The organism is Marinicrinis lubricantis (assembly GCF_042658665.1).
In the GTDB taxonomy this organism is placed as follows: Bacteria; Bacillota; Bacilli; order Paenibacillales; family KCTC-33676; genus Marinicrinis; species Marinicrinis lubricantis.
In genome coordinates this window covers 1-19,208 of record NZ_JBHSQV010000142.1, presented here as the reverse complement: position 1 = coordinate 19,208, position 19,208 = coordinate 1, and the positions used below count along the sequence as shown (strand labels likewise).

Genomic DNA, 19,208 nt, shown 5'->3' with positions numbered 1-19,208 from the left:
CACCAAATTAGTATGTGATCGTCTAAGCCGACAATTGCAAGAACAGGCGGCATAAGTTTTTAAAACGAATTGACCATAAATTCGGCTGGTATACGAATCTGTAACTATGCATTATGAAATTGATTCTGATTAAAAACTATTTTTCTTCAGATCCCCACGTTAAGTAGATTAGGATATCATCATGCAATTCGTTTCAAGAGCTGCTCTATCTGTTTTTTATGATGCTTATCATGAGAAATAAAAGAGCGCAGGTAGCTTTTTACACTGAATTTCTTTCCCTCTCCATCTTGATATGCCTTCGTAAATTGTTCCTCATCCAATGCGGAAATATCATCGATCAGTTTATTTCTCCACTCAATCCATTGTTGGACGATATCTTTCACCGTCTGTGTCTTCGCATACGCCGAGGCATTCGCATTGAATTCATCGAAATGCAAATGCTTGGCTGTTAATGGCTCGTTCAACGTGATTTTGTGAATTGCTTCCTCATAAAAATACTGATCCCATTTCATGAGATGACATACCATTTCCTTCAAGTTCCACTTCCCTTCGGCAATAGGTAGATTCCATATCATTTCATCATAAGGCAACGACTGGACATACGGAATCAATGCTTGAAATTGTTCGAGCATTTCTTGTTTGGTTTTGGCCATGACTACCACTCCTTAATCTAGGATTATTGCTAAATCCATTTCAATAACGCTTTACTTATTCCGCGAATAGTTCATGGATATTGCCGTCCGGATCGGCAAAGAATGCGGTTCTTTGACCCCATGGCATATCGGCAGGAGAAGCGACAGGCGCTGCTCCCTTGGCGATGATTTCGTCATACATTCGATCCACTTCCTCACGGGTTTCCAAAGGAAAAGCGAGTTCAAAGCTTTGTCCTCTCCGTTCTTCTTTGAAGCCTGCATGATCGTTCGTAATACTCGATAAAATAGATCTTGAACAAATCGCGAACCGAACGCCCTCACTGTGGAATTCAACATTCTCACCATGGTCCCCAGCAATTTCAAATCCCAACACCTTCGTGTAAAAATCCACCATCACAGGTACGTTATCCGTCAAAATCGTAATCAATGCAATTTTCGCTTTCAATTCATTTCCCTCACTTTCATTCATAATTTAACTAAAATGGCATCGTTCATTCGTCATAGAAGAAACGCTATACTGTTCCAAAGCATATGAAATATGATGGCGGGTAAGAGAGAGTTCGTGACATATACCGAGGAAGCACATAGTAAGCCCACTACGATGGTTGAAGTGGTTTGGTCTCCTTCATCCATAACCCCATTGAATGCTTGGCAAGTTTTAAGATAAAATACAAATATACCCATGCATTCTCGTAGGAGGCGACAAAGTTGCGCAATTCAAACTTTTACCTTTACGTATTGATCGGACTCATCGTATTACATGTCATTGATATCATGTACACGGCAATCAAGGATCATAAGGTAGACTGGGGATCGATCATCACGCTTATCTTGATCGCTGCAGTTATGATCGCCAGTATTCTAGTAAATAGACGAAAGAAGCAAGCAGGTGGATGAATTTTCCATCAAACCTCCTGCGGCCTGCTCTTCCATTCAATGAGATTAATCGGATTTCCGTCTGGATCGTACACGTCAAAATCCATATGATCATAATAAAAACGCACAGAATCCTCCAGATTACTAACCCGCATAAACACTGCACCAAGACCGTTAACCTTCATCTTATACCCTCACTTATTCGATTTTTTTACTCTTAAGTCTCGATATCAAAGAGCCGCCGATCTAGTCGTTTTTTACCGAGAGACTTCCAGCACTTCCCTAATTGCAGTCTCTTCTGCAGATTCCCCCAATTCCATGGCACCTCCAGGAAATCCCCAAGCTCCTTTATCTCTTCTGCGTTGCAATAACACTTCTCCCGCCTCATTCGCGATAATCGCTCCCGCAAAATTCAAGAAAATGCGATTGTGTCCCACCCTGCTTCTAATCCAAGAGATGTAATCCATTTGCTTCCACCTTTCGCCAGTATGCCTCGATCTGTTTCAAGTTTTTCTCCAATATCGTGCTGACATCATTGATGTGAGCGAACAGCAGAGAAAATTCCTGATGTAATGTTTGTGGGTCTTCCTGATTCCCGAATGGTTCTTGCATGTTCAACGTATGAATATACTGCTTTTTCAAACCTTCCAATGCGTTGTAGGTATCAAAAATGAGGCTTTCTAATGCCATCGGTAACAGAATATTCAGCTGAGTGCCATTGAGATAATTAAACGCAAATGAAGAGATTGTATCCACATGCGCCGCGCATTTTCGAAGATGATCTGGTCGGGATAATTTATCGTGATCCATGTCCTGATGAAGCTTATTAAGAACGGTCATATTATGCTCAATCTCATGCCGAATTCGTTTTATGTTTTCGCGGAGCAATGCACGATCTCTAACAACTTTATCCTGTCTCCTCGCCTCCATATTCCAGTGAGCATAGCTGTATACCAAGATACCTCCAATAAATACACCAAGAATAAGGATAACTAAGTTTAATAGTACGGTGCCCATACCTTTCACCTCTTGAGTATTCTGGTTTTCCTCACTCGCTCCGCTTCACAATAATGGTTAGGAGCAGTGCAATCATAATGCAAATTCCAACTAAACAACTAATCAACAGTCCTTCAGCCAAACTCAGCAGAATATTTGGCGATGCAATGCTTCTGACCAACGGTACAATCAATGAAAGGAAAATAAGTGACAACACAAAAAATAGAGTAAATAATTTCAAAATTATTCCTCCCGCTCTTTTCCTCACCCATGCTCATTTTATATCAGATCAATCATCATCTTAGCGCTTTGAGCGGTGTGGTGTGCATCAAGGATCACGGCAAAAGTCCACTGCTTTTCCTCGCATTTCAAAACCAACAGGGCGTCTTCTTTTTTGGAAGCACCACGTGCCGAACTGCCTCCGAAGCACCCGATATGAAGCTGCCCCCTGGATTCCATATAGATTTCATCAAGACACGGACGGTTGCTTCCCATCCAGACAGCCTCTGATACTTGGGGGTAAGCGAACCTGTATTTATCCTTCTTCTTAATTCGTTCCCCTTATCGTGATGGATTCGATTTGTGCTAAATGATGCCGATCGTGCCATAAAAATCGTTGAACCGCGGTTTCCAAGCTCATCATTCCTAGAGCTGTACTGTTCATCGTTCGCTTATAATCATCCGCTTCTAGACTTCCGAGCAAAACAACGAATCTTCGATAAATCGCTTCGATTAAGCTGAGAGAAACCTCCACGGGTTCACCATAATCAGCCATCTCGGCCCACTTATCCTGCCTATAGGATGGTATGATCGGCTGTTCTTCTGTTAACGTTCGTTTGAATCTGAAATACGCATTCATATTATTATCCGCGATGTGATGCACGATTTGCCTAACCGTCCATCCTCCTGGTCGATAAGGAGTGTCTAACTGTTCATCGTCTAGCTGAGATAAAACTTCCTTTAGTAAACTTGGGGTTTGTTCAATCTCGTGAATCCAAGTTTGAATTTCATCAAAGCTCGGACTCTTCACCTCTATGAACTCCCCGATCGGAAAACGAATACGATCCATTGAGATCACCTCATTCTACAGTTTCACATCAGATAACGAACTATGCGTTCGTCATAAATCCCGCAAACCGCCACTCGCCTTGTTCCTGCATGAACTGCATGTATATGGTGCCGTGGGTATCTCCGACGAAATGGGCAAACATCATTTCATATCTTTCTTCATCTTCCGTTTGCCAGAAACCCCAATATTCCATATTACTGAGATCCATATCTTCTAGAAAATTCAATCGGATCTCTTGATTGTCGTACATGTACACAATCTGGTTCTTTTCACGGTCTACCGACACTCCCGATGCGGACACACTCGATAAATATTCATAATCTTCATTATCCATCGCGACGATGATCTTGAAGGAAAGGTTCATCATTTCTCGTAAAGTCATCATATATGCCTCGCTTGGCTCTTTCTCAAGCTTCATCACTTTCTCTTTCAGTTCCGCATTTTCTTGTAAGAGTTGCTCCATCTCAGTGATCCCTTGTTTTTCTTCTTCCCCTGTAATTGCTTCCGTTGAAGTCGTGTTTTCACAGCCGATTAAAAACATAAGTACGGCGCAAATGCAAAGCATCTTGATTCTATTACTTCGCAATTCGGATTCCTCCTCTACGAATTACTGCTCTGCTGTCAGCTCCCCAATGTTCGACAATAACTTCCCAACAAAAACTGGATTTCCCCATACAACAAAGCGGCTTTTTCTTTCCTTCTGCAAATAATAATATTGAAACTTGGCCTGCCCGCGTTCCGGATCGTCATCATTCATCCATTGGATCAGCTGTTGGGATATTTTCGCGGCTTCATCTGCCTCGATATAACTGTCGATAATGGAGCACACTTGATGTTTTCCCGTGATTTCCGAGCGATGACCACTTAAGTACTCTTGTATATCGTTCGTTGTCTCATCATGCATTTGAGTTATTTTTTTCCCCATAAACATCTCAACATCCTCCTTGCTTATTCGCCATTCACCTCCTATTTTATTTGCGCGAAGCTTCCCTTCCCTTATATATCTTCTAATCGTCCTTGGGTGCATTCCGAACAATTCAGCGACTTCTTCAACCTTTAACACAAAAAACCACCACCATTTACTTCCATATATCCAAAGTTTAATACAATTTATTTTTTTAGTAAGTGCCAAAGGTAACAGTTTGTAATGAAAAGGAACAATCAGGACAATAAAAAGAACCGACAACGTTGTTTGCCGGTTTAGCGTGGTTATATGTTGTTCATTTCTAATGCCGCCACCAAATCTTCTCTTGTTTGCTTCAATGTACGACGAATCTTGAATTGTTCCTTCGGCTCGGACCAAGTAAATCCGTCTCCCTCGTATCTAGGGATGACATGCATATGATAATGGCCCAAATCGTTAAACTTCCCGCCATTTTGACAAAACGAAATCCCATCTGGTTGAAAACTTTTCTTCAATAGTGACGACATTTTCGCGGAAACATCTATAATTTCATGCCTTGTTGATTCATCCATCTCTTCAATATCCAAAACATGTTCTTTTGGCATGATAAGAAGGTGGCCTTCATTAAAAGGGGCAATGTCCAAAACGCAAATGATTCGTTCCGTTTCATAAACGACATTTACCTCAGGTTCTAGACATTTGGCGATGAGGCAGCCGAGACATTCCATACGTAGATCACTCTCACTTTATAAAGTTGTAATCATCTCGTCGTAGAAGCAGTTACTCTAAAAGCTCTCGGAGCATTTTTTCTTTATGATTGAGAAATTCCTTCATCACCATGTAATGATCGGTCTCTTCAAAAATTCTAACCTCGATCCCTTCGGTGGTTAAATAGTAGAGAATCGAATCTGGATAAGCCATCAGGATCGGTGAATGGGTCGAGATCATAAACTGGGAGTCCTGCTGTACCAATTCATGAATCCGCGTCAGCATCGCCATTTGCCGAATCGGAGATAATGCCGCCTCAGGTTCGTCCAAAATATATAAGCCCCGACCGCTGAATCGGTGGATGAACGCAGCGAAATACGATTCACCATGGGACTGTTCATGTAAGGATTTCCCGCCATAAGAATGATGCATGCCTAAATCCTCGATATTCGACGCTAAATTATAATAACTTTCCGCACGAAAAAAGAATCCGTCCCTCGGCTTCTTCACACCTCTAGCCAACCGGATATATTCATATAAGTTTGAATGAGTCGCCCGGGTTGAAAACGTAAAATTCTTTGTACCTCCTTCTGGATTAAACCCCCAAGCCACTGCAATAGCTTCCATCAGTGTTGACTTGCCCATGCCGTTCTCCCCGACGATATAAGTCACTTTGGGATGTAGCTTGAGTTGATCAAGATTCCGTATGGCTCCTAGATTAAACGGATAATGCCCATATGATGGAATCCGCTGCCGCTCTAGTTCAATCCATCTTAAATAAGAATCGTTGGATCTCATAATTTATCTACTCCAGTTTTAGTTATATTACACCGGCTTACTGCTCTAATCCTTGGCATGTTTGGAATTCAACGTCTTTACCGATTTCTATGAACTCATCTCTGACGAATTGTTCGTTCTCATAATAACAACGATGCTCGAAACACCCATGATCACCAAACATTCTCTCCATGCTTTTCGGGATGTTATGTACGACGCCCTGGTTCTCCGGATGCATAATCCACTGCATCTCCTTCCAGTCTAGGATTCCTTCATCGGTTTTAATTGGTGTTTCATAATGAAAATCAGGCGGCAGCTCAGCAAAGTATACATACATTCCGCCGCTACTCATTCCATCTACGAACCATGTTACAATGCCCTTGAAATAAACCTCCTCTAAGGCAATCCCGGTTTCTTCGAACACTTCACGAAGCACGGACTCCCTTGGAGTCTCACCCGGTTCGAGCTTTCCTCCTACTCCGTTCCAGGCCCCCATCCAACTAGGACGTTCTCTGTTTAACAGCAAGATCTTTTCCCCTTGTTTAATGAAACAAATATTAAATTTAAGCTGATGAACAAGCACCGTTCCTGACTCCCATCTTCTCATCATTTATCTGTAATCCAGCTTGCTGCATCCCTGATATGCTCTGCTATGTAATCAGGTTCTACTTCCTTCCAGTTATGTCTATACGTTGTTAAGGATGATTCTCCCCATCCTGTTCGAACTAATACTTTAATGGCTCCTACCGCATTTGCTGCAAGCATATCCGTACTTCCTACGTCTCCGATCACGATACATCTGTTTAGTTCCAAACCGTACTTCTGGGATGCTTCGAACAGCATACAGGGCTTCGGCTTTTTACACGTGCAATCATCTGCGTCACCATGGGGACAAATAAATGCATCGTCAAAGCCAAATTGTTCAAATTGCTCTTTGAATTGTTCGATCGTCGCTTCGCCGCGGGAAATTCGATGCTGATTGGTGAAGGCATACACCTTCAAACCTGCTTGTTTAAGACGGTTAATGGCTTCTTGGGCACCTTCGTACAGATGAAAATCTCTTGGATGAATGAAATGACCCGTTCCACCAATCGTACCGTCTCGATCAATGAATACTGCTTGGATCTTCGTCATTTTCCCCTCCCAAAGTTTCTTCGGAATAACTACAATGCCGAGCTTGTTCCATAATTTGTTTCGCTCATTCTCAAATAAGACTACCTTATCATTTGATCTGAAAGCGTGACCCCTAGAATATACTGACGATCATATCTTATTTTGGCGAGTACTTCGTCTTCCTCCGTCCCTTTCATTCCAGCGATATGCAGGCTTCCATGCAAGTTCATCTTCTCCGGCATTTGTTTCAATCATTCTTCTCAAAGCGAGATTGTCTTCATCACAGGATAATAAAACGCGATTTATGTTTATCTTTTTGGCTTCTTGAATGAGTCCTCCTAAAAGGAGCTGTTTCGATGGCCATTTGATGGATTTGTGAATTATTCGACTTTGACAGCATACGAAGCTCTGCTTCCATGAATTTCACTTCCTTCGTTAACAGGGATACATCCCATGTGTTGCATATACTTGACCGAATAATCCTACGACCAGTCTAGGGTTCAATCCAAAATCGCTGTATGACATTGCCGTCTTCTTCAATATAATCCTTATCTTGCACTCCGCGATTGTTTAATATGGTCTTTCTTGAGGCTGAATTGTGTTCATCGCAAACGACAAGTACTCTACGAATACCGAGTTCATTACATTTTTCCAAAGCGAGCGCAAGAAGCTTTGTTGCATACCCCTTCCGTCTCTCCGATGGACGAATGCCGTATCCGATATGGCCACCTGCATGAAGTAGTTTCTCTGTGAGACCATGCCTAATATTGACTGCCCCAACAACTCTCTTTTCATCTGCAACGAGCCAGTAAGTACTGCTCGGTACCCAACCATCAGGAATATAACGTTCGTCCTCGTTCTTAGAGAGATAATCCAGCATTTCTTCGAAATTTACAGGATCCTTCGAAATGACCCATGGGACCATGTCCTCTCCAGATTGCTTCCAATCTTGATAGAACGCCATGTAGGCCTCTTTCAGCCTGATTGTAGGCTTAATCAATGAGATTTGCTGCATCATGGGACACCTCGCCATATTGTCTATCTTTCAGTGTGTGCTATACTGTATTATCCTATCATACCTATTTATTCCAATACGTACAAGTGTTCTGTAATAAACCTGCTCCCTTCTTTGACCCCTTGCATTCTGACAATCCACGCCCTTTATCATCTTTAATTCTAATCAATTAATTGTCTTTTCTTTTACTAGAATCTTTCGAAAAATGTTCTTCTTCATCAAGCAAATCATTCAATTCCTTCTCAATCTCTTCATTGACTCGTTCTAATTCCTCCGAATCGATATTGTCCAGTTCATCGATGATTTCTTCTTCAATTTGAAGCAATTCGATTTCTTCATCATTCGCTATACCTAAATGCTGTTTAATTCGTTTCACATCCGAATGAATTTCCTTTGTTCGATGGTAAATATCAAATACGATACCAAACAAAATAGATAGTATAATCACTCCGCCCAGAGGACCGATAATGACATAAGAAAAAATGGATAGGATAACAGCCATGATAATGCCAACGATGACCATTCTTTGTTTTTCCACTTCGATTTCAGTATTTGAAATCCTAACTTATAGCTTTATCACCATATGAATGTCTTCGGGTTCCTTTTGGAACAGTTCCTCATCTGCATCTCTCGAAGCAATGATTTATCCCAAGTCGGACATTCGTGATCGGTCCCAATTTCGACCATTTCGGCATCCTGCTTTTCAACTATCACATCAATGTGTTCAGACCGATCAATTTCTTTTAATTAATGGACTTCCTTTTCCTTCATGATTCGTGATTTCGGTCATACGTCCTCCTTAACATGAATGTATAATTATAGATCCCCCTATCGTTACTCAGGTCGGAGATAAAGAATTTCATTTAGCGCATACTTAACAAAATTCGATGCTTTATACTGGTCCAATTCAACCTGTGCGCCTGTACCGTTATATGCATGGAGACATTTTCGAATCATCTCTCGATATTCTTCTGGAAGAGTGCTAATCCCCCATTCTCCGCCTTCCTTCTTCGACGATACCGTGTGTTCTCTCAAATAATAGAGTACCCTGCACAGATTCAAAACCACGTATACCTGATTTCCCGCTACATCCTTTTCCGCATGTTGCACATCATAATAAATCGATTCGATATATGCCTTCTCTGGAATAGGATCGCAAATCTCTGGCAATGGTCTACCGTATAAACACTTCCCTCTCGTAAACGCGACCATGAACTGCGAAGCCAGGTCCTTATCTTCGAACCCTCCGCACATGTAGTTCTCATCTGCTCTATATTTTCCACGATGAAAATCGGAATAATGGAATTCGAAAGGCGTTGGATATTTAAAGGGCCGTAAATGATCTTTTAAGATCACACTGAATTCGATTCCGCGTTCGTTCGGCATTTCATCATGCAGGGCTAAAACCTTTGAAGCAAGCTTCTTGGATTGTTCCTGCGTAAGCCGGTCATTCACAATTACAATAAAATCGATATCACTTCCCGAGGGATTGAAGCAATTCATGGCGAGCGAGCCATGCAGATATATTCCTTCTAACCGGTCTGTGAATACTTCTTTGCAAATGTCTACAAATGAATCGGTATATTTCCATGGATCCATATTCATGTATGCCAACCTCTCTGTTATATGAAAAATAATCTCAACACAATTCCTTCTCATAAAATACAACCGTTACTTCACCCAAAGTTTTCCGACTTGTCTCCGTATAACCATGTTTCTCAAAGAGCTTCATCGCCGGCTCCTGTCGGGTGGTCGTATCGAGAAGGAGTCGTCTGTACCCTTTTGCTCTAGCAGAATTCTCCAAAGTCGATAAAATCCGCTGTCCATATCCCTGTCTCTGATCGTACTGATCGACCCTAATTCGCTTCACCTCCGCCGTACGGATGTCCCGCTTCTTGTATGCGCCCATACATACGATCCGCCCCTCTATTTCCCCTACGAAAAACTCGCCGCCATCATCAATATATACCTCCTGAATATGATGGATATCTTGATCCATTGAGGGATCTCCGATATTCGATCCGAATTGCTTCAGTCCTTCGATGTGCAGCTCCAATACTCTTTCAAAATCCTTTGGTTCAACTCTTCGAATCGTGAACGTCATGAAGTCACTCCCATCCACCGCCGATTGCTTTAGCGTAAATCTTTGTGTGCGTGCCATCCACGCCATACCCATTTCCGAAGAAATTCCAACCCGCCTTCTCATAGTACCCTTCCAATGTGCTGCACAAATAGAGATGACTATACCCCTTCTTCTTCGCCTCTTCACAGGCATGATTCAGCATCTGTTCGCCAACCCGGTGCCCTCTAGCCTCCGGCCTTACATATAGACAAGCTAACCAAGGAAATAAATCCTGCCGGCTAATAAGATCATTTATCAATAACGCATAGGATCCAATGATCTCTCCATCTTCTAGCAGTAAATAGAACTTCGGCAAATCTATTGAGGAATCCAGGGAGTGCTCGATGCAGTCTTTATAAAATAAATAGTTATCCCGTGTGCCCCACGCATTCCAAAAGAACTGTATGATCTCTTCTAAAAACACCGGTTTTTGACTCGCTTCTACCCAGGTAAATGCCATACACAATCACATCCCGCTCGATTTCATTGCTCCTGCAGCTGGTGCATAAGACCTTTCAATGTTCTCTCTCATTACACAACACTTCACAGCTTACCATATATTGTATTCTGCATTAACAGCGGTCCTTCCTGTTTATTCCGTGGATCATCTAAGGCAAGATGCGTCTCGATGGATCGGACAAGCAGTACATTCAACAATAATCTGAATGAACAATAGCACGATAAAAGGGCAGCGACATGAGGTTTTCATGTGTGCTGCCCTTAATTACAAGGATCAGTAGAATCTCTAATAGAATCAATACCATTTCTATTCGCCAAACGGACTCTCCAATAGAGTAATTGCCGTCGTCATTGGATTTAGTTCGATCTTTCCCCCTAAAGGTAGAATCAATTTGGGGTCCGTATGTCCAAAGTCAAAATCCGTGACGATCGGAACATGGCCTGCATCAAACTCATCCCTGACGATTCGGCATGCAATCTCATTCAGCTCTTGTTTCTCTTTCTCTGTATAATCCTTCGGCCTGCCTATGATGATACCTTTTATTTTCGAGAAAATGCCCTGCATTCCATAATTGCGCAGCATATAGCCCACGTGCATCGGTGATGGCTTTTCTTCTGAAGTTTCAAAAAACAAGATTTTATCGTGCCAGAACGATTCATCCGGCCAGTAGATTGTGGATTTCATAAATTCTAATACTTCGATGCAGCCACCCCACAAAACACCTTGTGTAACCGTGTCACCCTGTAAAAACTCCCAGCCATTCGGATTGTCATGAAACTCCTGGCATTCTCCTAACGTCTCAAGAATTCCCCAGTCTTTATATCCATTCGTCCATTGATGATATGGGGCGTAAGAATAAGGATACACATCATGAAACAATATCTCTTTGATATGTTCGGTATATTGAATTGGAAGACTATGAATTTGAGCCAGACCTGCCATGACAGATGGTCCGTAAAACGTTACCATCCCCAATTGATTGATGTATGACAAAAATGTCGTTGCATCCGAGAAGCCCATGATCAACTTAGGATGTTGGATGATCGCTTCCATATCCAGATAAGGCAGTATTCTGATCGATTCATATCCTCCAATGGACGTAATGATGCCGCTGATACTGTCATCCATGAAACAATCATTCATATCCTTGGCACGCAGCTGAGGATTGCTGTAGAGAACATCGGGAGCCATTCTCGCCGTAGGCATTTCAACGATCTCCAAACCAAGCACGTCTCTCAAATTGTTCAAACCAAGCTCGTAGATGTCTGGGAATAAATGAGGCAGACCGCTGGAAGGTGAAATGATTGCAATTTTGGAACCAGACTTAAGTCTTGCGGGTTTGATCATTTTATATGCTCCTTCATTCTAGGAAACTACGTTATTTTCCAATGAGATGACTGATCTCATATGTTCCGCTCTTCAGTACCATCATAACATGATCATCTCTTATATCATACTTAATTGGAGATTGCTCAAGGGGGGCTCTATTCACTACGACATTCTGGATATCTGCATATGGGAGCACCAGCTCTGCTTCAGCATGGAACGGAATGCGGAAGTGATAACGCAGGCTCTCGTCTTCATACCGCCAGCCGCTCTCATACAGTCCAGCTGCTGTTTTAACCGATGCCTTCGCATATTGTAGCATCCGATTCGGCTGTGGGGCCAGACGAATTCTTCGAAAGCCCGGGAAATCCTCTAAAGGCTGAATTCCGCACATATGGCGGTACATCCATTCAACAATCGAGCCGTACGTATAATGGTTCAAGGAATTCATACCAAGCTCGCCGAACGTTCCGTCTGGAAGCAGCGAATTCCATCTTTCCCAGATCGTTGTGGCGCCCAGCTTCACCGCATAAAGCCAGCTTGGAAACTCCTCGTTCAGCAGCAGTCTATAGGCCAGATCGTTATATCCGTTTTCAGACAGCACTCTGCAAAGATATGGCGTCCCTACGAAGCCTGTCTTCAAGTAGTACTTGTTATCCTCTAAATTTTTTCGCAGCGATTCTACGATTCTTCCCCGAAATTTCTCCGGTACAAGATCCATGAATAAGGCTAGGATATACGAGGTTTGCGTATCTGCCGCAAGGCGACCTCTCGGAGTGACAAACTCCTCACAAAAAGCTTCCTTTACTTCCACCGAAAGCTTTCCATATTCCTCAGCGATCTCTTCCTTACCCAGCACTTTGGCTGCCTTGGCCACCAACTCCGCAGAATAGGCATAATAAGCAGTCGCGATCAAGTCCGTTGGTGTTCCCCCAAAACGATCAAACTCGCCTTGTCCATCCAAAGCCAGCCAGTCGCCAAAATGGAATCCTGTATTCCACAGCCTTTTGCCATCGTCTTGTTTACGTATATAATCCACATAATCCTTCATGCTGTTCAGCTGCTGCTCTAGAATCGCTCGATCTCCGTAATGAAGGTACAGATTCCAAGGGATCACGGTTGCCGCCTCGGACCACGCGGATGATCCGGCGGATAGAAAGCTGTTTTCGTTCTTCTTGCTCATGCCGAAGCTGGGGACAGTATGAGGAACTAACCCGCCGATACTTGATTGTTCTTGGGCCAAGTCGTAAAGATATTTATGAAAAAACGCATCGCAATCCATATTAAAGCATGCCGTGCCTGAGAACATCTGCGCGTCTCCGGTCCACCCCATCCGCTCGTCGCGCTGCGGACAGTCCGTAGGAACATCGAGAAAATTCCCCTTTTGCCCCCACAATGCGTTCAGGAATAGACGATTGACTAGAGGGTTGGAGGTTTCAATGTGACCTATCTGCTCCAAATCCGAATAAACTACGCATCCGGTGAAGTCTTCCGTTCTGACTTCCCCGTGCCATCCCTCGACTTTAACATACCGAAACCCGTAAAAAGTAAAATAAGGCTGTACCTCGGCGGACTCTCCGCTTGAGATATACTTGAACTCAGCTTTCGCTGTACGTAAGTTTTCTCTGTAAAAACAACCGTCCTGCAATTCTTCTCCATACTGAAGATGGATGAGACTCCCCTTTGGAGCCTCAGTCTTAAAGCTGACCCATCCCACCATGTTTTGTCCCATATCCAGGACGACCTCGCCTTTCGGCGTATGTATGACCTGGACCGGCTTCAGCTTTTCCTTGATCCGAACGGGAATGCTTCTGCGAGCCTCCAGCAGGTGGTAATCGATATCAATTAGACGCACGCACGCCCACTGCTCATCATCAGCCGAATCCGAAGACCACGATTCCATGTACTTATTCGCATCTTGAATTTCCCCATCATATATATTGCTGTCAAGGATGTGAGATGGTGCCGCCTTCCAATCCTCATCCGAGCCAATAATTTCTTCGCTGCCATCCGCATACTGAATCACAAGCTCACATAAAAGAGCAAATCGGTCTCCATAGTGGTTTTCCTTGATGCCTTTAAATCCGAATCGTCCCTTGTACCAGCCATTTCCCAGCATCGCCCCGATCACATTTTTACCCTTGCCTAGAAGGTCTGTCACATCAAAGGTCTGATATTGCATCCAATGATGATAGCTGTTGCAATAAGGTGTGAAGTACTCATCTCCGACTCTCTTGCCATTGATCTCTGCTTCATATAATCCTAAGCCGCAAACGTAAAGTCTGGCCTGAGCAACCTCTTTGCTAATGCTAAACCCTTTTCTCAGCAAGGGATGAATGGATCGATCCTCCCAATCCGGGGTTATCCATTTCCCGATCCAAGGCTCATCCATCTTCGAGGTTTCAAACCAAGCCACGGAACTGACGACATCACCGGCGTCCGTCCACACCTGTACCTTCCAGTAGTACCTTGTCCGCGGCTTCAAGCCGATTTCCGGCGTGTATCCGATGCTGTCGATATCTTCTCTCTTGCGGCTGTCATGTAAGATGTCCAGGAAATCCTCATCGGCGGCTACGATCACTTGACAGGCAATTTGAACGATTGCTTCTTCCGCCTCCGTAATCCAGCTTAGTCGCGGCTTGTTCAAAGTATATCCCATGGGATTCACCATACGGTTGCATTTCATTTCCGTGATCTTCAATCGTATCCTTCCCTTCCGTGTCATTTGTAGGAAACAGAAAAAAAACAGGACTTACAACTCAAATTATGATGTAACAAATGTTCAAATTCATGGGGCTATCTTATAATGAAAAGGGGTGGATTTTATGAATCACGTTGATATGTACCGCGATACGGGAGAGCGCCTATTCAAGAACGGCCATTCGATCTATATCAATTATTTTTGCGAAAGCTCCAAACCGCATTTGCATGTCCATGATTTTATTGAGATTTCATATGTCGCCTCTGGTTCAGGCATCCATATATTAGGGGACCAAACGTACGAGGTGCAAAAGGGCGATTTATTTCTCATCAACTACAACATTCCTCACGAATTCAGATCGCTCGATTCTCCCTCGGCATCGCCCTTAAAAGTGTACAATTGTGTATTTAAGCCTGATTTTATTGACGTGAATTTAATCGATTATCGGGATTTTTCTGATGTGATTCAATATCTCTCGTTCCGATCCGTCTTTTCCCTGCCGTCCAATCGAATCGATGACGTCAAAATTTTAGGCGGTGAGAACTATGCGATAGAAGCCATATATAAAAAAATGCTGGAGGAATTTACGAATGAAGAGGAAGGATATATTGAGCTTCTCAGGGTTTACCTCATCGAGCTTCTGATTCATATTTTTCGTTCCTTAAAAAAATCAAGTAATAACGACAGCGGCACAATATCGCATCATGCAGAACTGATCGATAGATCGATTGAATATTTAAAAGCGAACTATTCTGTCGGCACAAAGCTTGCCGACCTTGCTTCTCAATCTTTTTTGAGCCCAACGTACTACTGCAAACTGTTTAAGGATTATACCGGTATGACGGTTTCCGAGTATATTCAAAAGCTGAGGGTCGAAGAAGCATGTCATCTGCTACAGCATACGAACGACAAAATCATCGTCATCGCTCAAACGGTAGGATATAAGGATATAAAGCATTTTAACGAGGTGTTCAAGAAAATTACAGGAATGACGCCGAGTGTCTATAAAAATCGCATGAAACAGCGAACATGATTGGAATCGGTTAATGCTGCAAGAAGGTGAGACTGGCATAGCAGATGCCATGTTTTCTGTCCAGCACTTCAGAAGCCTTTCTCGTCGCTTCCTCACTCTGTATATCGTACGAATGATCAATCTCATCCCGAACAAAATAATACGCAGCTTTTATTTTTTCCAACTCTGTATCATGATGAAATAAGTTGATTTAGGCTTGAATTCGTTCATCATCATAATTGATGTACTCCGAAGGCTCGAGATAGGCACTTAAAGATTTTTCATGTTACTTTTAAATGTCGGAAACTTCTATGCGGATTCAGACATAAGATTAAATCTTATCAAGTATTTCAGGGCGTTGTTCTGGCTAAGACCGGAATGGATGCTTATAGGGGAAGAACCCGATATTCATGGTCGCGTCAAGACGGCACGGCATTAGCACTCCTCCAGTGATCGGTAAAGATGGGACTCTTATATAACAGGGACAAAGCTATTTTGCCATAGGTCAGAATTAATAATGAAACGAAATTATACTGCTTTCTGTAGGCGGTAATGTTATCACGGATAGTTCCATTAAACGGTGGCAGCCAAGGATCATATTTCTTGTTAAAGGCTGCCATTGTTTAATGACCATTTTTTACGACTGACGGAAATGAATTCTTTGCTTTTTGCAGTTACATTTCGGGATTCGTTTTTAAGCGTCTGGGTTTGGTTGCTTCACTCGACCGAGAAGCTAACCCGTCATCGACGAATGACAGGTCTGAGAAGTTGAAAAAAGTACATCCATCCTCCGAAGTGGAGAGATGGTAGTGTTTGTTGATGGTGCACTCGCCAGGGTTATCTACTAAGCAGACTACAGTTTGTTGTCATCCGACCTTCGTTATTCTCTATCCTTTCAACTATTTATTCTTCTGCTTTGCAACTTGCAACTTGATATATTCGAAAGGTGACGATGCTAAAAAATCTTGAAGATACTGCTCTTGTTCTTCCATCGGGATATGATAAGGCGGTGCTTGATCATTCAAGCGGGCAAAAAAATCCAGCCGACTTCCTCATTCGCAAATTTGTATTTCCCTTCCGCATCTTGATTCGGATAAACCTCTACATATACTTGTTTTTCTTTATTTAAATTCCAATAATCGTGTTTGTATACATAGGGGCGTCTCGCTTCCAGCAAGCTTTTATTTTTCGTTTTCGAGAATGTACGCTGTAACGGTTCAAGGAAGCAGTGAAGGGCGTCCATAAGTACTTTTTCATCCTTCCTTGTGCATAACATTCCATACTCTACCATTCAGTTCATACTAATCCTCCATAGATTACGAATGCATTGTTAGACATCAGCTACCATTGTAATGGATGTCCCGACCATTCCCGCTTCCTTAAATCCGAATCGCTGATACAATTTCACCGCTGCCAAATTATCTGGGTCTACACTTAAAGAGATTTGCTGCACTTCCCTTGCTTTAAGATCTTGGAATAAGGTCTCCAGTAAAGCTGTTCCAATCCCCTTGCCCCTATATGCTTTTATGATAGCCATCCCTAATTCAGGGACATCTTCTCCCACATAACCAAACCCTTTGTTTTCTTGATCAAAATAACGTACTGTAATCGAACCTATAGGCTGACCTTGTTCGTTCACCGCAATAAAACCGCTGTCGCCTTCTCTTCCCCATCCCTCAACGTATTTGGCAATGAGCGGGTCTTGCAGTATGTCTCTGCTGAAAGGCTCCTTGCCTTCCGGAACATATAAGGATTCATACAGCATCTCCCATAAAAAAGGGACGTCCTGCACTGTGATCGGCCTAATCGAGTAGGTCATATGTAATCGTTACCTCCGTTCGTATAAAAGTTACATGGGTGCAATATTATTCCTCTTCATATCTATCCAACTCGAAGATCCCTTGTTCATTTCTATAATACGCGGTCCCGGGCGGGGAATCTTGCAGTGGAATAATGTCAGGATCGTAATTGCAAATCGAGTTCAAGAGAAAAATCCCATGGTTATCGGCACCTTCCATGTATTCATCGCTCTCATCCCCCGCCAAAAACCTCCAACCGCAATCCGAGTAAGGACTGTCCCGACGTATCCTCCCGGTACATATAGCCTACTTTGCATCTATCGACTGTAATTCTGTCGCTGGCAATTCAGTCTTCTTTAGAATCTATCCATCTTTTTATATCACCGGCTGATAAAAATAGTTTTTACACTTTCTGCTCAACGAAACCACTTCCTTCGGATAGGTTCATTTCATTCTACACAATGTATGTATTAAGGATAGATGATGTCCCTCAGTTGATTTGCTTTCCCCTTCGGTATGGAATATCCCTTCATCGTGTCCGGCAATTCGAGCAGTAGGCCGTTGTAGTCTCGATTGGTAGTTAACGAAAGATGGAATCGTCTTTGTTTTCCGTTTTCAAAATCAATGATCATTTCGTATTCTTCTTCATAATCGAGAACACCTTTCATTTTCTCTGCACTTTCTATAGCTTCCACGAAGGTGTTAATGGTTTCTTCATCGTCAAAATATAAATCTACGCATTTCTCATTGAGGGCTCTTTCATTGCAGATCAGTGTAATCGATTGGATCCCTTTTTCGATGTTGATAGGAGAACACCCTGCAGAGAGTATGATGCAAATAAGCGAGACGACAATCATATGTTTCATAGTCGATCTCCTTTTTGTGGAATAGATCATTAACTTCATTCATTTAAATGTTTGGTGGACGCAAAGTCTTCGATCCTGTACTTTCCCTGATCACAAACTAGTTTCGTTATGGAGCATTCCGGAATCAAACTGCTTTGCTCAGCGATAAATCGGGGATGCCAAACGTTCAGTTCATGTTCAGGAAAGTGATTCACTAGAAAGTCCGTAATGAGTCCACCATGGGTGACAACGACGATGTGATCTCCCGATGTATGCGTATTTGACAGCTCCGTCAATAAAGAAGATAAACGTTCCGCTGCCTGTCTTGCTGAATCGCCGACGGGTGGAATATAATCCGGGTCTGCTGTGCAGCGATCCCACATCTGTACGAATTCCTCGAAGGTCTGCCCCGGCAAATCCCCCCAGTTGGCTCGTTCCCGCAAACGATCATCCGCAGCGATTTCAGATTTCGTCTCATTGGCAATATATTGCGCAGTTTCTTGTGCTCTTCGAAGCGGACTTGCAACGATTGAGCTGATGGGAATACGTTTGAAATACTCAGTGGTCCATTGCGCCTGTAATACGCCTTGAGTCGTGATCGGAACATCTCCAACCGCTTTTTCCTTCAGCGCATGTCTTACAAGATAAAAGGTTAAAACCATGAATAAATCTCCTGTCTATTATTTGCAGTGTATTTTATACTTCTAAACTCAACTTTCGCAGCTTGGAATAGGCAGATAAGCCTTGATGTAATTGGGTAAAGCAGAGATCCATTGCTGTAATTGACACTGAATCAGAGTGGAAAGCTTTTTCCCTGCTTTTGAAGCGACTT

Annotated in this window: 27 protein-coding genes and 1 pseudogene; 2 read left to right on the top strand and 26 right to left on the bottom strand. The window is 42.8% G+C overall.

Annotated elements, in window-relative coordinates; genetic code table 11:
• Positions 1 to 179 precede the first annotated feature (179 nt).
• Genes ACFPXP_RS10915 through ACFPXP_RS10905 form a run of 3 tightly spaced genes read right to left on the bottom strand, consistent with a single transcriptional unit; the run spans position 180 to position 1,286 of the window.
• The gene (locus ACFPXP_RS10915) at positions 180 to 653 is read right to left on the bottom strand and encodes a DinB family protein (protein WP_379894233.1); all 474 of its coding nucleotides are present in this window, start codon (positions 651 to 653) and stop codon (positions 180 to 182) included.
• A gap of 55 nt (positions 654 to 708) precedes the next feature.
• Positions 709 to 1,098: a VOC family protein gene (locus tag ACFPXP_RS10910; protein ID WP_379894232.1), complete on the bottom strand. Its 390-nt coding sequence runs from the start codon at positions 1,096 to 1,098 to the stop codon at positions 709 to 711.
• A gap of 53 nt (positions 1,099 to 1,151) precedes the next feature.
• A complete protein-coding gene (locus ACFPXP_RS10905; RefSeq protein ID WP_379894231.1) occupies positions 1,152 to 1,286 on the bottom strand; it encodes a CPBP family glutamic-type intramembrane protease in 135 nt (44 codons plus the stop codon).
• Between the two features lie 75 nt (positions 1,287 to 1,361).
• Here ACFPXP_RS10905 and ACFPXP_RS10900 point away from each other — a divergent pair, with 75 nt between their 5' ends.
• Entirely contained in the window at positions 1,362 to 1,550 is a 189-nt protein-coding gene (locus ACFPXP_RS10900) for a hypothetical protein (RefSeq protein ID WP_379894230.1), read from the top strand.
• 8 nt (positions 1,551 to 1,558) lie between these two features.
• Here the strand turns inward: ACFPXP_RS10900 and ACFPXP_RS10895 are convergent, their stop codons facing one another.
• The 18 genes and pseudogenes from ACFPXP_RS10895 to ACFPXP_RS10810 all read right to left on the bottom strand — a co-directional run bounded on the left by ACFPXP_RS10895 (position 1,559) and on the right by ACFPXP_RS10810 (position 14,720).
• Complete coding sequence (locus ACFPXP_RS10895) at positions 1,559 to 1,714, bottom strand: hypothetical protein (RefSeq protein ID WP_379894229.1); 156 nt, start codon at positions 1,712 to 1,714, stop codon at positions 1,559 to 1,561.
• Positions 1,715 to 1,798: 84 nt separating this feature from the next.
• Positions 1,799 to 1,996, bottom strand: a pseudogene (locus tag ACFPXP_RS10890) (NUDIX domain-containing protein); the annotation flags it as partial.
• A complete protein-coding gene (locus ACFPXP_RS10885) occupies positions 1,974 to 2,546 on the bottom strand; it encodes a hypothetical protein (RefSeq protein WP_379894228.1) in 573 nt (190 codons plus the stop codon). The gene ACFPXP_RS10885 and the pseudogene ACFPXP_RS10890, both read right to left, overlap by 23 nt.
• A 258-nt stretch (positions 2,547 to 2,804) precedes the next feature.
• Entirely contained in the window at positions 2,805 to 3,020 is a 216-nt protein-coding gene (locus ACFPXP_RS10880; RefSeq protein WP_379894227.1) for a hypothetical protein, read from the bottom strand.
• A gap of 52 nt (positions 3,021 to 3,072) precedes the next feature.
• Positions 3,073 to 3,594, bottom strand: coding sequence for a YfiT family bacillithiol transferase (locus ACFPXP_RS10875; protein WP_379894226.1), 522 nt, complete (start codon positions 3,592 to 3,594; stop codon positions 3,073 to 3,075).
• Positions 3,595 to 3,634: 40 nt separating this feature from the next.
• A complete protein-coding gene (locus ACFPXP_RS10870; RefSeq protein WP_379894225.1) occupies positions 3,635 to 4,180 on the bottom strand; it encodes a hypothetical protein in 546 nt (181 codons plus the stop codon).
• 21 nt (positions 4,181 to 4,201) lie between these two features.
• Complete coding sequence (locus tag ACFPXP_RS10865; protein WP_379894224.1) at positions 4,202 to 4,897, bottom strand: helix-turn-helix domain-containing protein; 696 nt, start codon at positions 4,895 to 4,897, stop codon at positions 4,202 to 4,204.
• Positions 4,804 to 5,226, bottom strand: coding sequence for an HIT family protein (locus tag ACFPXP_RS10860; protein ID WP_379894223.1), 423 nt, complete (start codon positions 5,224 to 5,226; stop codon positions 4,804 to 4,806). Before ACFPXP_RS10860 ends, ACFPXP_RS10865 begins: the two co-directional genes overlap by 94 nt.
• Before the next feature lie 52 nt (positions 5,227 to 5,278).
• Complete coding sequence (locus ACFPXP_RS10855) at positions 5,279 to 6,004, bottom strand: AAA family ATPase (protein WP_379894222.1); 726 nt, start codon at positions 6,002 to 6,004, stop codon at positions 5,279 to 5,281.
• A 37-nt stretch (positions 6,005 to 6,041) separates the two neighbouring features.
• On the bottom strand, positions 6,042 to 6,590 hold the full coding sequence (locus tag ACFPXP_RS10850) for an NUDIX hydrolase (RefSeq protein ID WP_379894236.1): 549 nt from the start codon (positions 6,588 to 6,590) through the stop codon (positions 6,042 to 6,044).
• Positions 6,590 to 7,144, bottom strand: coding sequence for an HAD-IIIA family hydrolase (locus tag ACFPXP_RS10845; protein WP_379894235.1), 555 nt, complete (start codon positions 7,142 to 7,144; stop codon positions 6,590 to 6,592). Before ACFPXP_RS10845 ends, ACFPXP_RS10850 begins: the two co-directional genes overlap by 1 nt.
• Positions 7,145 to 7,589: 445 nt before the next feature.
• Complete coding sequence (locus ACFPXP_RS10840) at positions 7,590 to 8,114, bottom strand: GNAT family N-acetyltransferase (RefSeq protein ID WP_379894221.1); 525 nt, start codon at positions 8,112 to 8,114, stop codon at positions 7,590 to 7,592.
• Between the two features lie 166 nt (positions 8,115 to 8,280).
• Entirely contained in the window at positions 8,281 to 8,634 is a 354-nt protein-coding gene (locus ACFPXP_RS10835) for a hypothetical protein (protein ID WP_379894220.1), read from the bottom strand.
• Between the two features lie 311 nt (positions 8,635 to 8,945).
• Positions 8,946 to 9,716, bottom strand: a complete 771-nt coding sequence (locus ACFPXP_RS10830; protein WP_379894219.1) for an aminoglycoside adenylyltransferase domain-containing protein — start codon at positions 9,714 to 9,716, stop codon at positions 8,946 to 8,948.
• Positions 9,717 to 9,750: 34 nt separating this feature from the next.
• Positions 9,751 to 10,215: a GNAT family N-acetyltransferase gene (locus ACFPXP_RS10825; RefSeq protein WP_379894218.1), complete on the bottom strand. Its 465-nt coding sequence runs from the start codon at positions 10,213 to 10,215 to the stop codon at positions 9,751 to 9,753.
• Between the two features lie 4 nt (positions 10,216 to 10,219).
• Entirely contained in the window at positions 10,220 to 10,693 is a 474-nt protein-coding gene (locus ACFPXP_RS10820; RefSeq protein ID WP_379894217.1) for a GNAT family N-acetyltransferase, read from the bottom strand.
• Between the two features lie 306 nt (positions 10,694 to 10,999).
• Positions 11,000 to 12,040, bottom strand: a complete 1,041-nt coding sequence (locus tag ACFPXP_RS10815) for a S66 family peptidase (protein WP_379894216.1) — start codon at positions 12,038 to 12,040, stop codon at positions 11,000 to 11,002.
• A gap of 31 nt (positions 12,041 to 12,071) precedes the next feature.
• Positions 12,072 to 14,720, bottom strand: a complete 2,649-nt coding sequence (locus ACFPXP_RS10810) for an alpha-L-rhamnosidase (RefSeq protein WP_379894215.1) — start codon at positions 14,718 to 14,720, stop codon at positions 12,072 to 12,074.
• A gap of 124 nt (positions 14,721 to 14,844) precedes the next feature.
• On the opposite strand from ACFPXP_RS10810, the gene ACFPXP_RS10805 reads away from it, so the two are divergent.
• Positions 14,845 to 15,753 carry an AraC family transcriptional regulator gene (locus ACFPXP_RS10805; RefSeq protein ID WP_379894214.1) on the top strand — a complete coding sequence of 303 codons (909 nt, stop codon included), beginning with the start codon at positions 14,845 to 14,847 and terminating at the stop codon, positions 15,751 to 15,753.
• Positions 15,754 to 16,753: 1,000 nt separating this feature from the next.
• Here the strand turns inward: ACFPXP_RS10805 and ACFPXP_RS10800 are convergent.
• The 5 genes from ACFPXP_RS10800 to ACFPXP_RS10780 all read right to left on the bottom strand — a co-directional run bounded on the left by ACFPXP_RS10800 (position 16,754) and on the right by ACFPXP_RS10780 (position 19,038).
• Positions 16,754 to 17,008 carry a hypothetical protein gene (locus tag ACFPXP_RS10800; protein WP_379894213.1) on the bottom strand — a complete coding sequence of 85 codons (255 nt, stop codon included), beginning with the start codon at positions 17,006 to 17,008 and terminating at the stop codon, positions 16,754 to 16,756.
• A 54-nt stretch (positions 17,009 to 17,062) separates the two neighbouring features.
• On the bottom strand, positions 17,063 to 17,551 hold the full coding sequence (locus tag ACFPXP_RS10795) for a GNAT family N-acetyltransferase (protein ID WP_379894212.1): 489 nt from the start codon (positions 17,549 to 17,551) through the stop codon (positions 17,063 to 17,065).
• 46 nt (positions 17,552 to 17,597) lie between these two features.
• The gene (locus tag ACFPXP_RS10790) at positions 17,598 to 17,819 is read right to left on the bottom strand and encodes an immunity protein Imm33 domain-containing protein (RefSeq protein ID WP_379894234.1); all 222 of its coding nucleotides are present in this window, start codon (positions 17,817 to 17,819) and stop codon (positions 17,598 to 17,600) included.
• A 182-nt stretch (positions 17,820 to 18,001) separates the two neighbouring features.
• Entirely contained in the window at positions 18,002 to 18,397 is a 396-nt protein-coding gene (locus tag ACFPXP_RS10785) for a hypothetical protein (protein ID WP_379894211.1), read from the bottom strand.
• Positions 18,398 to 18,432: 35 nt separating this feature from the next.
• The gene (locus tag ACFPXP_RS10780; protein ID WP_379894210.1) at positions 18,433 to 19,038 is read right to left on the bottom strand and encodes a histidine phosphatase family protein; all 606 of its coding nucleotides are present in this window, start codon (positions 19,036 to 19,038) and stop codon (positions 18,433 to 18,435) included.
• Between the last annotated feature and the right edge of the window lie 170 nt (positions 19,039 to 19,208).